Here is a 14,067-nt window from a genome sequence, read left to right as displayed (position 1 = left end):
CAGCAATGACCACCACCGAGGCCATGGGGACCGGGCCCTCACCGGACGCGGCACCCGGCGCCGCCCCCGTGGAAGCGATCGTCACCGACCACGACCGCGGAATACACGGCTACCACCACCAGAAGGCCGAACACCTCAAACGCCTGCGCCGCATCGAGGGCCAGATCCGCGGCCTCCAGCGCATGGTGGACGAGGACGTCTACTGCATCGACATACTCACCCAGGTCTCGGCGTCCACCAAGGCGCTCCAGTCCTTCGCGCTCCAGCTCCTGGAGGAGCACCTGCGGCACTGCGTCGCCGACGCGGCCCTCAAGGGCGGCGACGAGGTCGACGCGAAGGTCGAGGAGGCCACCAAGGCCATCGCCCGCCTGCTGCGCACCTGACCCCCGGCGACCCCTCAGCCCCGGTGGTCGCCCTGCCGGGGGACGGTGGTGCGGTCGGCGCTCACCTTGACGTCGAGCACCTCGTCGATGCGGTCCGCGCTGAGCCGTTCCCCGATCGCCGCGGACGCGGCGATCATCAGTTCCCCGCACAGCTCGATCTCGGCGAGCGCCACATGGTCCGATACGGTCGGGCTGAGCGTCACCACGTCACTCACCTCTCACTGCCGTTACCGGCTTCCCAGAGTAGAGAGCCCGACACGTACCGCGCATGGCACGGACGGACCATTTCACCCCCACCCATGCGGGGACCGTGCGACTCATCTCACGCCCGTCCCTGTTCGATCTCGCCGGTGTAGATGTCCCGGTCGTGCGGCAGCCGTACGGTGACGGGCGCGCCGAACCCGTACAGCAGCGTCGTGGAGACGACCTCCGCCGCCCGGCCCTCGTTGGCGAAGCTGAACCGGTGGCGCACCTTGCGCAGCCGCCCCTGCTCGTCCAGATACGCGTCGAACGGCACGGTCCGCGTGCGGAACCCTTTCGCCGCCGCCCCCAGCGCCGCCCGCGCACCGGGCCCCGCCAGCCGGGCCGCCCGGCCGATGTCCGCGGTGCCCCGGTAGTGCCGCACGGTCACTCCGGCCACATCCGTCTCGCCCACGTACGTCACGGCCCCCGCGCCCCGCAGCAGTTCGGCGGCGGCCAGCGGATCGGTCACCCCGCCGGTGACCAGGTTCCCGTCCTCCAGGGCCGTCGTGTCGATCCGCACCCACTTGTCGGCGGGCACCCCCGCACCCCGGTTCATCATGTACAGCGCACCCGGCGCCAGCAGCTCCGTGATCGGCCGGTGCTCCTCCTCGCCCGCCGCGTCGGGCGGCAGCACCACCTTCAGCCGGCCCGAACCGGCCCGGAAGTCGTACGCCCCCGAGCCCCTGATCGTGACCCGGGTGCCGCCGGCGGCCGTCTCCATCGACGTGCTCACCTCGGCGCTCGCGACCCCGTCCCCGGCGAGCACCGCCGCCGCCCGCCGCACCACCTCGGCGCCGCCGTCCCGGGCGTCCGCGGCCGCCGTGGCACGGTCGACGCCGCCGCCACCGGCACACCCGGCGGCCGCCGCCGCCACGCCCACCGCGGCGAGGGCGCGCACGACGCGCACCCCGCCTCCGGACCTGTGCTGCTGCACCACCATCGCCTGCCCATCCCCAAACGCCGAACCGCTTGCCCGAGGTCGTGTCCGCCTCGCATAACGACGGCCGGTGCCCCCTGTAACGTCCACGCCCCCGATTGGCGCCGTCGGCGTCGCCCGCGCGCCCCCCGACGGTTGACGGACCCCTCCCGGCCGGGCCGCCCCGCCCAGTACCGTGTTCGCGTGTACGACCAACACGCCGCCGAGGTCCCGCCGGCCCGCCCCGCCCATGAACCGACCACCGTCGAACGCGGCTCGTTCTGCACCGCCCGCTGCGCCTGCGGCTGGTCCGGGCCCGCCCGCCGGTCCCGCGACCGGGCCCGCGCGGACGCCGACGAGCACCGCACCACGGCCTGACCACCGGCCCTCCCCCAATCCGGCCTGACCCAAGGGAAAGACCCTCTCCCCCACTCCGGAGGTCCGATGACCCCGCCGAACCGGCGCACGCTCCTCGCGGCGGGCGCCGCCGTCCTCACCGGTGCCACCGCCACCGCCTGCGAGGGCACCGACACGACGGACCCGGCCCCCGGCGACACCACGGCCGCCAGCAGGCCCGCGTCGTCCCCGGCCCCCTCGGCGTCCAAACCCTCCGGCCCGGCCGACTGGTCCGCACTCGGCAAGAGCCTCGACGGGCCGCTGATCCGCCCCGGCGACACCGCGTACGCGACCGCCCGTCAGCTCTACAACACCCGCTTCGACGGCCAGAAACCGGCCGGGATCGCCTATGTCCGGCACGAGGACGACATCCGCGAGTGCCTGGCCTTCGCCCGCCGCGCCTCCGTGCCGGTCGCGATCCGCAGCGGCGGCCACTCGTACGCCGGCTGGTCGAGCGGCAACGGCCGCCTGGTGATTGACGTCGCGTCACTCAACCGCGTCGAGGCGAACGGCACGATCGGCGCCGGCGCCAAGCTCCTCGACGTCTACGAGGGCCTGGCCACGCACGGCGTGACGATCCCCGGCGGCTCCTGCCCCACGGTCGGCATCTCCGGTCTCACCCTCGGCGGCGGCCACGGCGTCGCCGCCCGCGCCTACGGCCTGACCTGCGACAGCCTCACCGCCGCCACCCTCGTCACGGCCGACGGCCGCACGGTGACCGCCGACGCCAAACGCGACCCGGACCTCTTCTGGGCCCTGCGCGGCGCGGGCAACGGCAACTTCGGCGTCGTCACGAGCCTCCGCTTCCGTACGCACTCCGCCCCCCGGACGGTCACCGCGTACATGTCCTGGCCCTGGTCGCGTGCCCGGAACGTCATCACCGCCTGGCAGGAGTGGGGCCCGGCCCAGCCCGACGAGATCTGGTCCGCCGCGCACCTCGACGCCGGGCCGGGCGGCAGCAACCCGACGGTCTCGGTCTCGGCGTTCAGCCTCGGCACGTACGGGGACCTGCAGAACGCCGTCGACCGCCTCGCCGACCGCATCGGCGCCCCCGCCTCCTCGGTCTCGCTGCGCCGCCGCGACTACCGGGAGGCGATGCTCGTGTACGCGGGCTGCTCGGGCCTCACGGACGCGCAGTGCCACCTGCCGGGGACCACGCCGGGCCGCACCTCGCAGGGCGCCCTCCAGCGCGAGACGTACGCCGCCGCCTCCGACTTCTACGACCGCTCACTGCCCCCGGCGGGCGTGTCGGCCCTGCTCGAAGCGGTCCTGGCGTTCACCCGCCTCGCCCCCGGCCAGGGCGGCGGCGGTTCGGTCGCGCTGACCGCGCTGGGCGGGGCGGTGAACCGGGTGGACCCGGGGGCCACCGCGTTCGTCCACCGCCGCTCCCGGATGCTCGCCCAGTACATCGGGGCCTGGCGGCCCGGGGCCCCGGGAACCGCCCAGCAGAAGTGGCTGAAAGAAACCCATGCGGCGATGCGCCCGTACGCCTCCGGGGCGGCGTACCAGAACTACACGGACCCGTCCCTCACCAACTGGCGCTCCGCGTACTACGGCTCGGGGGCGGCGCGCCTGGCCCAGGTGAAGAAGCGGTACGACCCGGAGGGGCTGTTCACGTACGCGCAGGGGGTGTGAGGGGCGGAGGGCCCCACATACACGTGTGCCCCGGGCCGCCCTCGCGGGCTCCGGGGCACATGCGTGAGGGGGACGGGCTTCAGGCCGCGAGGCCCTTCTCGCCGTCGGTCCCGCCACCGCGCGAACCGGGGCGCGGCTCGGGGATCCCGAGCGCGTCGTCCCGGCCGGAGTCCGCCGTCCGGGGACGGCGCGAGCGGACGAGGGGGCCGAGGCGGGCGGACCGGGAGACGGCCGCCACGAGGGGCGTCAGCAGCATCATCGCCAGGGGCGCGAGGAGCAGCGCGACGGCCGTACCGAGGGCGAAGCCGCCGACGACGTCCGTCGGGTAGTGGACGCCCATGTAGACCCGGCAGAAGCCTTCCAGCAGGGCGAGCCCGATGGCCGCGATGCCGAACTTCCGGTGGGCGACGAAGAGCCCGACGCCGAGGGCCATCGCCATCGTGGCGTGGTCGCTGACGAACGAGAAGTCGTTCTTCCCGTCCACCAGGACATCGAGCCCGGAGTGGTCCTTGAACGGCCGCGGCCGTTCCACGAAGCCACGGATCGGGATGTTGATGAGCAGGGCGATCCCGGCCGCGAGCGGGGCCCAGACGAGCCCGGCCACCGCCGACACGGAGTCCTCGGCCGTGCCGCGCCGGCGAACGCTCCACCAGCACCACAGGACCACGAGGACCATGCCGAACATGATCCCGTACTCTCCGACGAACTCCATGACCCGGTCGAACCAGGTGGGAGCGGACTTGGCGAGCCCGTTGATGTCGTAGAGCAGGCTGACGTCGGGGTTCGACCCATCCAGTGCGAGTCCAGCCATCTGCTGCGGCCCCTTGCCTTGTCTGCTACTGCGGCACACGTCCCTGTGCGCCGCGATTCACGAACCCCCGTGTTCGGTCCGTCCACGTCGATCACTCACGCGCCCAGCCAGAGAACGACACGCCGCGTGCGTACGTTCCACTCTCCACCGAATGATCACCACGACGTTATCGAAGAGTGACACATCGTCGCAGCTCAGGGCCCGGGCTTCACGGAGGGTTTCCGGCCACCACCGCACGCGCCTCAGGCGGCCGGCCGCGCGGTCGGCAGCGCCGCCGCCCCATCCTTGGTCACGCGTGTGGCACCGAAGTAATCGGGCGAGTCGATCTTGTCGAACCGGATGACCGCACCAGTGTACGGAGCATTGATCATGTACCCGCCCCCGACGTACAGGCCGACGTGATGAATGGCACGGGAATTGGTCAGATCGTCGGAGAAGAACACCAGATCACCGGGGAGCAGTTCATCCCGCGAGGGATGCGGCCCGGCGTTGTACTGGTCGTTCGCGACGCGGGGCAGCTCGATGTCGACGGTCCGGTACGCGGCCTGGGTCAGCCCGGAACAGTCGAACCGCCCGCCCTGCTCGGGCGTACCGTTGCCGCCCCACAGGTACTTCGTGCCGAGCTTCTTCTGCGCGAAGTAGATGGCCCCGGCCGCCTGCTGGGACGGCTGCACACGGCCCACAGGCCGGGCGAAGCTCTTCTCCAGTGAGCGGATGATCTTGACGTAGTTCCTGGTCTCGGCGATGTCGGGCACGCCGCCCGACTTGATCACGCGGTACGCCCCCGCGTTGTAGGCCGCGAGCATGTTGTCGGTGGGGTCACCGGGGACCTTCTTCACGTACCCGGCGAGCTCGCAGTCGTACGAAGCGGCGGAGGGGATCGCGTCGGCCGGGTCCCACACGTCCCGGTCCCCGTCCCCGTCCCCGTCGATCCCGTGCCCCGCCCAGGTCCCGGGGATGAACTGCGCGATGCCCTGCGCGGCGGCGGAGCTCTCGGCGCGGGGGTTCCACCCGCTCTCCTGGTAGAGCTGCGCGGCGAGCAGGGCCGGGTTGATCGCTGAGCACAGGTTCCCCCACTTCTGCACCAGCCCCTGATACTTGGCCGGCACCGCTCCCTTGGCCAACGCGACGGCCCCCCCACCGGCGCCCCCGACGAGCCCGGCAGCCGCGGAGTAGGTCCCCACAACGAGCAGAGCCACGAAACACAGGGCCCCCCCGACCCCGACCCCCATGGCCACCCAGAATCTACGCACCCGTCAACCATCCCCCATCGGGGCACGGTTCGGGAGCGTTTTCGACGGTGTGTACGAGTCACACGGGGGCGCTCAGGGAGCGCCGACCGACCAGAACCCGTCGCGGACGTTGGGAGCGGGTACCGGTTCGCCCACATGCTCGTCGCCGCCGGCACGCGGAGTGGGCTTAGAAACCGAGGACCGGTCCACGCACGGCGTAGCGACCTCAAAGAACGCCTGCCCACGCCCCCCGATGAGTAGCCTCACTCGGAATCGGTCCGGCGTCTCAAAGTACGTTGCCGGGCTCTGCGCACTGGCGTTTACGCCGACCTGGCGGTACCCAGCCTTCTGCCACTGCCGTTCAACAACTCCCAGGAAGCTTCCCCGTCGCTCCTCAGAGATCACCGTGGTCACAGCCCTTCTGCGTGAAACATCACAGTTTCCTTCAGTCGATTCCCCATGAACCCACTCCACCGGAGGTTTGATTCCGGAAAATGTCTCGTCAAGGATCCTGTCAGCTCGATCGGCAGCCTCCTGCATGTTCAATCCACCACTCCTCTCACCATCCTGCGAAACGCTAGAATCATCCGCCAACGCACAGCTTGACACCAGCAACAGGGCAGCTACTGCGGCAACCATTCGAGTCTTCACCTTGGACGCTCCCGCTCAATTTCATCCGACTTTCCGGCAACAATTCTCGCGATGTTGTCTGCAGACACTTGGTCTTTCGCCGGGTCGAAATAGTTGGAGTGCGCTTCCCCGGGTCTGTGCCCCCACTCCAGGGGGCGAGGTCCTTCACTTACGGCAAACCGGGTTGCCCCGAATTCCCGATGCGCGGGATCGGTACCGAACCAAACGTCACTTTCGTCGCTCTGGGCGTCTTGCGCCGCATACCCCATAGCGCCGCCAGCCACGCCACCTGCCACACCACCGACCGCTGCCCCAACGGGCCCTCCACTCAGCCCGAGCGAAAATCCGGCCGAAGCGCCCCCAACGATCCCGGCACCCAAGCCACTCGCTTCCCGATCATTAGGCAACTTCGTGACAGGGTCGTTCTCGGCGGCGCCGACGAAGACGTGCTCCCTCCCCACCCCGAGTTCATCTGCGGACCGTGCACCCGTTCCCGGGCTTCCGAGCAAGACCACGTCGTCAGCCCCCGGGATTCCGCCCATCTCCTGAGCAGCTAGGCCCACTGTCAGCGAACCGTACGAGTGCCCGATCGCAGTGACATGAGGGTCTGAATTCTGATTCGTTACCGAAATGCCCTCCATGAACTGGTTGTAGGCAGCCGCACCGGTCACCGCGTTCGACTGACCCGTCACACCCAGAGGGTCATCCAACGACGCCTGCGGAGCGTCATACCCAAGCCACACAATTGATGCCACCGAAGCATCGGGGTCCATCTCTTTCGCGCCGATGGCGGTATCACGAGCCCGCTTGAGGTCCCCCCTAGCAAAATCCTCATCCAACGACGTATTCAACCCCGGCACATACGCCGCCACATTCCGCGCCGTATCCGGATTCCCGTACGACACAATCGCGCGCCCGTTACCCTCGTCCCCGATGCCGAGGAGGTACATCGGCGGCTGGCCGCCCTCGGCCAGTTGGCGGTCGATCTCCCGCAACCCCGCCAACCGCACCCGAGACACCTCGTCATCCCGCCCCTCCAGCTTCCCGATCAGGAGCTGGAGGTTGTCGCGGTTCGCCGTGTCGCGGATCAGGGACGGGATGCCGTCCAGGTTGCCGATCTGGTCCGGGTACACCGCGAGGTACTCCTCGCGCTGTTCGTCCGTCAGGTGCGCCCACCACTCCCGCACCGCCGCAGGCGCCGCGTTACGCGGGATGCGGGACTTGAGGTACCCGCGCGCCGCCTCCCGGACCGCCGCCGCGTCACCCGCCGCGTCGGTCCACGTGCGGTCCGGGACCTTGAGCCCCTCCTCCGCCCGCAGCCGGCGCAGGATCCGGGTGAAGCGCCAGTCGATCCGGGCAGCCGCACGGACCGCCCCCGTGACCCGGTCCGAGATGTCCCGCGCCCTCGCGGCATGGGTGTCCGGGGTGCCCAGCCCCGAGGGAGGCAGCAGCCCGGGCATACCGGTCACCCGAGCCGTGCCACCGGGCAGCGGATCACCGTCGAACAGCCCCCCGGGCCCGGACGGGTACGACACCGACCCATCCGCGTGCACGGTGAACCTCAGCGACTCCGCCTCCTCCAACGCCCGCCGCAGCACCCCCTGCTGCACCCGCATCTCGTGCGCGAGGCTGTTCAACGCGGTCCGGATCAACCCGCACTCGGTGTACACGTACTGCAGGTTCCGGCTCATCCGCCGCAGCCGCCCGACCGCAGCATCGGCCGCCGCGCCCCGCTGGGACTCGCGCAGACCGACGAGGAGCTGCTTCTCGATCCGGTCCCGCCCCGCATCCGCACGGTTGCTCGCCTTGCCCCAGCCATCCGCCGCGCTCTCCAGCTCGGCGCACTTGAGGTCGCGTAACTGAGCCCACGTCAACGTGGAGGACAGCGCGGTCACCGCTCGACCCCGTGGGTCGGACGCGCGACGGGCGAGAAGGACGACCGCACGGACTCATTCGTCTCCCCCCTGCGCCCGCGCGACAGCGCGCAGGCTGCCCGCGAGCGCCCCGCACTCATGGCGGGCGGACTCGACACGGCGTACCCAGGACTCCCGCACCGCACCCAGCTCGGCCAGCGAGTTCAGACCGGCGGTCCCCGCGATCAGCCCCTCGTGCGCCGTCGTCAGTTCCCCGCGTACGGGACCGAGATGGGCCCCCATCCCCTCCGCACCCCCGGCGGCCCGCAGCCACGCACCACCGCTGTGCCGCAGCTCATCCCCGGCAGCAGGGCCACCGCCGGCGGCGGAGCCGCCCCCGCCGCCACCCGCGAGATCGACCAGCCTCAACCGCGCACCACTCATCGTCCACCCCGTTCTTGATCACGAAGATCGTGGAGCGGCACTGTGCCAAACGCGGCAACCGCGACACGCCGGACACACAGCGGCCGGGGAGCGGGCACACCCCCGCTCCCCGGCCCTGCCAACGCCTCGCCCCCGACCGGGGATCACCCGATCGATGGACCGGTCCTAACTCCCGTACGCCCTCGGATCCTCCTCACCGAGCCGCCGCAACGCGGCCGCCGCACGGTCCTCCGGCGGGGTGCCGTCCTCCGCGATGTGCCAGCGGATCTGCCGTACGTAGCCGTCCTCACCGTCGTAGAAGAGGCTGATCAGGGTGTCCTCGGGGTTACTGAAGGCCGTCCCGGCCCAGTCGAGCCGGACATTCCAACGCGCGAGGAGGTCCGGCCGGCCGCGCAGCCCGTCGGCGATCAGCCGGGCGGCCCGGCGGGCGGGCCACATCCAGCTCTCGTCGTCCGACGCCCGGGCGATCTCGGCGTCGTACGCTGCGGCGTCGAAGCGGAGCTCGGGCAGTTCCCGTTTGCCGCCCGGCGGAACGTGGCGTCGCCAGCCCGACCAGACGACCTGATCCCCGTCCCGCCGGACGGTGACGTACAGCGCACCGCAACAGCCCTCCGTGCAGTACGCCTCGGCGAGCTGCACCTCGCGCGGTTCGTCCGTGGCCCGCAAGGTGTCGGGGAACAGCAACTCCTCGGGGGAGTTGGCGGGCCCCTGACCGAAGTAGTCCGGGACCAGCGGACGCCCGTCGACAAGGACGCGCGCCTCGACGGCGCCCGGTTCGTCGGGGTCACGCTCGTGCACGGCGATACGCAATCGCGCACCCGGCTCCTGCGGCGCCCCCAGCACCTGCGCCCGCGTACGCCGCACCCACGCGGCCCGCCACCGCACACCGGGCTCGTCGCCCTCCCCGTCCGGCACCACACACCACTCCGGCCGCCTCAGAACGGCCGTCAGCTCCGACAGCGCCGCCTCACGCCGCCCGGGCCCCCAGTCGTGCAGCACGGCGGGCCCGGTGCTCAGCTCCTGAACGGCGGACAGGAGAAGCGCATGGTGGTCGAGCGTGGGGGGAAGGAGCCCGGCGCCCCGGGCGAACGCCTCGTACGCGCGAGGGGCGTCCAGGTAGGAGAGGATCGCGGGCCGATAGTCGCGGAGGCTGGTCATGAGGAACAGCAGCCGCCCGGTCCGGGCGATCAGCGCGGCGCCCTCGGAAGCCGGAAGCGCTGGCACCTCGGCCAGTAGATCCACCAGCCCGGACGCCTCCGCCACCCGCCGCGCCACCTCGGGCCCCACGCCCCCCGGGAGCGCGACCAGCCATTCCCGTACGGCGGTACGGTCGCCGGCGTCGAGGGCGGCAAGCAGCGGCACGAAGGTCACGGCCTCACCTTGGTTGCGGAGTTCGAGCAGCGCACCGGCAGGCCGGTCCAGGGCGTCGAGCGCGTGGACGACGGGGTACACGAGGGTGCGCAGCCGGCCGAGGGTCCGGAGATACGGCACATCCTGCGACTCACCCAGCCCGGTGAGCAGGGCGAGCCCGACGCAGACGGCCCGGTATCCGGTCCCCGTACGCACGAGCACCCGCGCCAGCGCCCGCGCGCGTTCCTCGTTCTCCACCGGCATCCCGGCGACGAGGAGACGCAGGGTGCGATGCCTGACAGGCGGGTCCAGGGCGTCGAGGCGCCGATGCACCTCTTCAGCCGCCTCGACGGGGTCGGGGGCGGCCAGCAACGGACGGAGAAGACGGGTCAGCTCGTCCTTGGTTCGAGTGAAGTCCCGGCTGACCCGGTTGGACGGGCCACGGCGGGGTACGGGCGGCGCCGCGTCCGCCTGGCACCAAGGCCCCTCGGGCTCGGCGTGTTGGACACGCAGCGCGCACGCGTATAGGGGGGCGGGCCGGGGAGTGAGCGCTCCGCGCTCTTCCGGGGCGCTCAACGGGCGGGGTGGTTCTCGATTCCATAGGTCATGGCGCGGAGTGTGGCAGAGCCGCGCATCACCACGCCAGCACTTTTCCTCCGGGCGCGGTAACACGCGTGCTTTCCCCGCCCAGCCGGAAGAATGCGCCCCCATGAGCTCATCGTCCCCCTCCCCCAGCTTCTGGCACCGGCCCATGGTGGCGCGCAGCGCCGACGAGCAGCACCGCGCCTCGACGATGCTGGAACTCTTCTTCGACCTCTGTTTCGTCGCCGCCGTCGCCCAGGCCGCGTCCGCCTTCGAGCACGAACTCGCGGCAGGCCGCATCGGCCACGCCGTCCTCGGCTACGCGATGGTGTTCTTCGCGATCTGGTGGGCGTGGATGAACTTCACCTGGTTCGCCTCCGCGTACGACACCGACGACGTCCCGTACCGGCTGCTGACGCTCGTACAGATCACCGGCGCGCTCGTCCTCGCGGCGGGCGCGCCCGAGGCGCTGGAGCACGAGGACTTCACCGTCATCACCTGGGGCTACGTGATCATGCGGCTCGCCATGGTCACACAGTGGCTGCGCGCCGCCCGCTCGGACCCGGAACGGCGCCGCACCTGCCTGGGGTACGCCGCCGGGATCTTCCTGGTGCAGATCGGCTGGGTCGTACGGCTGGCCCTGCCCGAGGACACCGGCCTGGTGACGTTCGCGGTCCTCGTCGTCGCGGAAATCGCCGTTCCCGCACTGGCGGAACGTAAAACCACCACCACCTGGCACCCGCACCACATCGCCGAACGGTACGGGCTGTTCACGCTGATCGTGCTCGGCGAGTCCATCACCGCCGCCACCGTTGCCGTACGCGCCGCGCTGGACACGCACGCGGCGCTCGGCGACCTCGCCGCACTGGTCGCGGGCGGACTCCTGACGGTGTTCGCCCTGTGGTGGCTGTACTTCGCGCAGAGCGCACCCCGGCTGCTGACCAGCCTGCGTACGGCGCTGCTGTGGGGGTACGGGCACTACCTCGTCTTCGCGTCGGCCGCCGCGGTCGGCGCCGGGCTCGCCCTCAACGTCGCGCACACCGCGGGCCACGGCCACATCTCCGACCGCACGGCGGCGGCCGTCTACACCGTCCCGGTCGCCGTGTTCATCACCCTCGTCTGGCTGCTGCACCACCGCACCGCGGGGCTTCGCCGCGCGGCCGACGTGCTCCACCCGGTGGCGGTCCTCGCGGTCCTGGCGGCCACGTACGCCCCGTCCCCCATCCTGACCACGGGCATCGTCACCGCACTGCTCATCGCGGCGACCCTGCTGCTGGCTGCCCGGGACGCGGGCAGCGACGCCGGGCGGACCGACGCGCACTGACGTCAGCGGCCGGAGGGCACCGCCTGTCCGGGCAGGGCGATCCCCTGCGCCTGGGCGGTCCTCCCCGGCCGCAGGGTCCACGGCACCGGAGGCGTGGACGCCAGCCAGCCCTCCTCGATGAGGGTGTGCACGATGACCCCGCGCAGCTCCCGCCCGAGCTTCTTCCACCGCAGGCCCTTGCACAGCTGGCCGTGCGACGGCCCGTGGCCGTGCTCCGCCCGGAACTCGACGGTGTACAGGGCCGCCTCGCGCCCGCAGTCCGGATGGGCGGCCCGCCACGCCTCGTACGCGTCGAGAGCCGTCCGGGGCGCCGGCAGCGGGGACGGCCCGCACATGAACGCCGGAGCGAGCCGCACGAAGGGGAGGTGGCAGAGCGCGCACGCCTCGACCGCCTCCGCGTGCCGCCGCAGTGCGGGGCTCACGCCGGACTTCCAGGCCGCCCAGCTCTCCGGGGTGGGCTCGGCGGCGGCCGCCGCCTCCCGGGCCGCCCGACGTTCCTCCTCCGCCCGCGCGATCGCGGCAATCTCCTCCGGGGTACGGAACCGGCCCGCGAGGTGCCTCACCGACTCACCGAGCCGGTAGGTCTGCCCGGACACCTCCGCGAGGAACCCCTTCTCCAGGAGCACGGGCACCGCCCCGTAACAGGCGGCGGGCAGCTCGGCCGGTGCCTGGCCGACCAGTTCGTCGGAGCAGTGGGCCGCCAGGAACAGCGCGGCCAGCCGGACCCCCGACGCCCCCTTCCGTACCGGCTTGGCGAGCCTCGTGCGCATGGACCAGCCCGACACCCGCGACCGCGCGTCCTTGCCGAGACGCAGTGCGCGGTCGGGCCCCGGGGCCAGGTCCGGCACCACGATGGCGTACGGCACATCCGGTTCCCCGCCGATGAGCTGCCCGGGCACATCCCACCCCGCCGCCGTCAGCTCGGCCAGGGCGCCCTCCGGGTCCTCCAGCCGCAACGACCGCAGATCGGTCCCGGTGAGGTTGCCCGCCCCCGTCCGCGCGGCCCGGATCCCCACGACGACCGCCAGGAGCCGCGCGTCGACGGAGTCCAGCGGCAGGCCGGCCACGTACGAGAGGAGCGCACGGGCGCCCTCCCCCTGGCGCGGTGTGAGCAGGAAGGGAGGCGGCGAGGCGGCGGGACCGTCTCCGGCGGAAGCGGTCGTCACGGGCGGCACGGCGGACACGACAGGCTTGGGCACATCACATCTAACGGTGATCGGACCGCCGAAGTCACGCGCGGACCCGGTCTTCCCGCACGGCCACCGGGCCATGCACCACCCGAAGCCCTCGTTCGAGGGACGTCGCGAGGGACGTCAGCCGGACGTCAGGCAGGCGTTAGCAGAACATGAGCGGCGCGCGGGAGGCTTCCCCTGTCAGACGGTCCGGAGGGGGAGCGGTTCGCCGCAGATCCCGGCCCTGTCTGCACCGACCGACCCACCGACCGCCACACACTTCGGGGATTCCCATGCGTACGTTCCGCAACCGCACCGCCGTCCTCGGCGCCGCCGCCACCGCCGTGCTCGCCCTCGCCCTCACCGCCTGCGGCGGGGACGGCAGCGGGACGAAGGCGGCCGGCCCGGCCGACGGCTCCGCCTCGGCCAAGGCCACCGTGGCCGCGAAGGACACCTCCAAGGACACCGCCGGCGACGCCGCCCAGGACCAGGGCAGCACCGCGGGCGACGGCGCGAAGACGGGCGGCGGCTCCACGGACGCGGTCACCTCCAGCACCGGCAAGTCCAACGGGGGCGCCGCGAAGACGGGCGGGTCCACCGCCGGCGACACCAGCGACTCCTACGCGTACAAGCACCCCTGCAAGAGCGGCGACCTGTCGGTGCGCGTGTACGCCCGCGAGGGTTCGGCCACCCAGCACGTGATCGAGGTCAACAACACCGGCAAGAACTCCTGCGGCCTGAGCTACTTCCCGCGCGTCAGCCTGGGCGCGGCGAAGGCCACGGACCACAGCGGCGACATCATCCCGCTGGTCCCTAGCGGCCTCGGCGGCGCTCCGGCGTACCCGGTGAAGCCGAAGACCGCCGCGATCGCGGTGATCGACCTCAACCCGGGCGGCGGAAACGGCGTGACCTGGGTGGACGAGCTGAACGTACTCGCCGACGGCGACCACATGGCCAACGCCGAGCAGCTCAACTTCCCGCTCGGCCCCGACGTGAAGGTCGGCACCCCGAAGCTGGGCCTGTACGAGCGCACGGTCGCCGACGCGGTGGCCTCCATGAAGCAGGCGAACACGAAGCCCTGACCTCCCGGGCCACG

Annotated in this window: 14 protein-coding genes; 5 read left to right on the top strand and 9 right to left on the bottom strand. The window is 71.9% G+C overall.

The features are described from left to right. Positions 1 to 5 precede the first annotated feature (5 nt). A complete protein-coding gene (locus OHS17_RS17780; protein WP_018101680.1) occupies positions 6 to 383 on the top strand; it encodes a metal-sensitive transcriptional regulator in 378 nt (125 codons plus the stop codon). A gap of 14 nt (positions 384 to 397) precedes the next feature. On the opposite strand, the gene OHS17_RS17775 is transcribed toward OHS17_RS17780, so the two are convergent. Continuing rightward, positions 398 to 589 carry a hypothetical protein gene (locus OHS17_RS17775; protein ID WP_330312956.1) on the bottom strand — a complete coding sequence of 64 codons (192 nt, stop codon included), beginning with the start codon at positions 587 to 589 and terminating at the stop codon, positions 398 to 400. Positions 590 to 705: 116 nt separating this feature from the next. Further along, a complete protein-coding gene (locus OHS17_RS17770; RefSeq protein ID WP_330312955.1) occupies positions 706 to 1,566 on the bottom strand; it encodes a hypothetical protein in 861 nt (286 codons plus the stop codon). A gap of 180 nt (positions 1,567 to 1,746) precedes the next feature. Here OHS17_RS17770 and OHS17_RS17765 point away from each other — a divergent pair, with 180 nt between their 5' ends. Then, complete coding sequence (locus OHS17_RS17765) at positions 1,747 to 1,920, top strand: hypothetical protein (protein WP_018101683.1); 174 nt, start codon at positions 1,747 to 1,749, stop codon at positions 1,918 to 1,920. Positions 1,921 to 1,986: 66 nt separating this feature from the next. Further along, positions 1,987 to 3,573, top strand: coding sequence for an FAD-binding oxidoreductase (locus tag OHS17_RS17760; protein WP_330312954.1), 1,587 nt, complete (start codon positions 1,987 to 1,989; stop codon positions 3,571 to 3,573). A 79-nt stretch (positions 3,574 to 3,652) separates the two neighbouring features. Here the strand turns inward: OHS17_RS17760 and OHS17_RS17755 are convergent, their stop codons facing one another. From OHS17_RS17755 to OHS17_RS17730, 6 genes are all read right to left on the bottom strand, one after another. After that, positions 3,653 to 4,384: a phosphatase PAP2 family protein gene (locus tag OHS17_RS17755; protein WP_073862340.1), complete on the bottom strand. Its 732-nt coding sequence runs from the start codon at positions 4,382 to 4,384 to the stop codon at positions 3,653 to 3,655. 242 nt (positions 4,385 to 4,626) lie between these two features. Then, the gene (locus OHS17_RS17750) at positions 4,627 to 5,637 is read right to left on the bottom strand and encodes a C40 family peptidase (RefSeq protein ID WP_330312953.1); all 1,011 of its coding nucleotides are present in this window, start codon (positions 5,635 to 5,637) and stop codon (positions 4,627 to 4,629) included. Between the two features lie 72 nt (positions 5,638 to 5,709). Continuing rightward, positions 5,710 to 6,255 (bottom strand): hypothetical protein, encoded by a 546-nt coding sequence (locus OHS17_RS17745; protein ID WP_330312952.1) that lies wholly within the window; start codon positions 6,253 to 6,255, stop codon positions 5,710 to 5,712. A gap of 8 nt (positions 6,256 to 6,263) precedes the next feature. Further along, a complete protein-coding gene (locus tag OHS17_RS17740) occupies positions 6,264 to 8,141 on the bottom strand; it encodes an alpha/beta hydrolase (protein WP_330312951.1) in 1,878 nt (625 codons plus the stop codon). Positions 8,142 to 8,195: 54 nt separating this feature from the next. Next, positions 8,196 to 8,528 (bottom strand): hypothetical protein, encoded by a 333-nt coding sequence (locus OHS17_RS17735; RefSeq protein ID WP_330312950.1) that lies wholly within the window; start codon positions 8,526 to 8,528, stop codon positions 8,196 to 8,198. A gap of 180 nt (positions 8,529 to 8,708) precedes the next feature. After that, positions 8,709 to 10,265 (bottom strand): hypothetical protein, encoded by a 1,557-nt coding sequence (locus OHS17_RS17730; RefSeq protein WP_330312949.1) that lies wholly within the window; start codon positions 10,263 to 10,265, stop codon positions 8,709 to 8,711. A gap of 337 nt (positions 10,266 to 10,602) precedes the next feature. Between OHS17_RS17730 and OHS17_RS17725 the strand changes: the two genes are divergently transcribed. Further along, entirely contained in the window at positions 10,603 to 11,799 is a 1,197-nt protein-coding gene (locus tag OHS17_RS17725) for a low temperature requirement protein A (RefSeq protein ID WP_330312948.1), read from the top strand. A gap of 2 nt (positions 11,800 to 11,801) precedes the next feature. Here OHS17_RS17725 and OHS17_RS17720 read toward each other — a convergent pair whose 3' ends face one another. After that, a complete protein-coding gene (locus OHS17_RS17720) occupies positions 11,802 to 12,965 on the bottom strand; it encodes a hypothetical protein (protein ID WP_330312947.1) in 1,164 nt (387 codons plus the stop codon). 299 nt (positions 12,966 to 13,264) lie between these two features. Here OHS17_RS17720 and OHS17_RS17715 point away from each other — a divergent pair, with 299 nt between their 5' ends. Further along, positions 13,265 to 14,053 (top strand): DUF4232 domain-containing protein, encoded by a 789-nt coding sequence (locus tag OHS17_RS17715; protein ID WP_330312946.1) that lies wholly within the window; start codon positions 13,265 to 13,267, stop codon positions 14,051 to 14,053. Positions 14,054 to 14,067 lie beyond the last annotated feature (14 nt).

The sequence above is a fragment of the Streptomyces sp. NBC_00523 genome (assembly GCF_036346615.1).
Lineage (GTDB): Bacteria > Actinomycetota > Actinomycetes > Streptomycetales > Streptomycetaceae > Streptomyces.
This window is presented reverse-complemented; position numbering and strand designations above follow the sequence as displayed.

Coding starts and splice junctions, on each gene's coding strand:
- OHS17_RS17780 (WP_018101680.1), top strand. CDS start 6: ATGACCACCACCGAGGCCATGGGGACCGGGCCCTCACCGGACGCGGCA.
- OHS17_RS17770 (WP_330312955.1), bottom strand. CDS start 1,566: ATGGTGGTGCAGCAGCACAGGTCCGGAGGCGGGGTGCGCGTCGTGCGC.
- OHS17_RS17760 (WP_330312954.1), top strand. CDS start 1,987: ATGACCCCGCCGAACCGGCGCACGCTCCTCGCGGCGGGCGCCGCCGTC.
- OHS17_RS17755 (WP_073862340.1), bottom strand. CDS start 4,384: ATGGCTGGACTCGCACTGGATGGGTCGAACCCCGACGTCAGCCTGCTC.
- OHS17_RS17745 (WP_330312952.1), bottom strand. CDS start 6,255: ATGGTTGCCGCAGTAGCTGCCCTGTTGCTGGTGTCAAGCTGTGCGTTG.
- OHS17_RS17725 (WP_330312948.1), top strand. CDS start 10,603: ATGAGCTCATCGTCCCCCTCCCCCAGCTTCTGGCACCGGCCCATGGTG.
- OHS17_RS17715 (WP_330312946.1), top strand. CDS start 13,265: ATGCGTACGTTCCGCAACCGCACCGCCGTCCTCGGCGCCGCCGCCACC.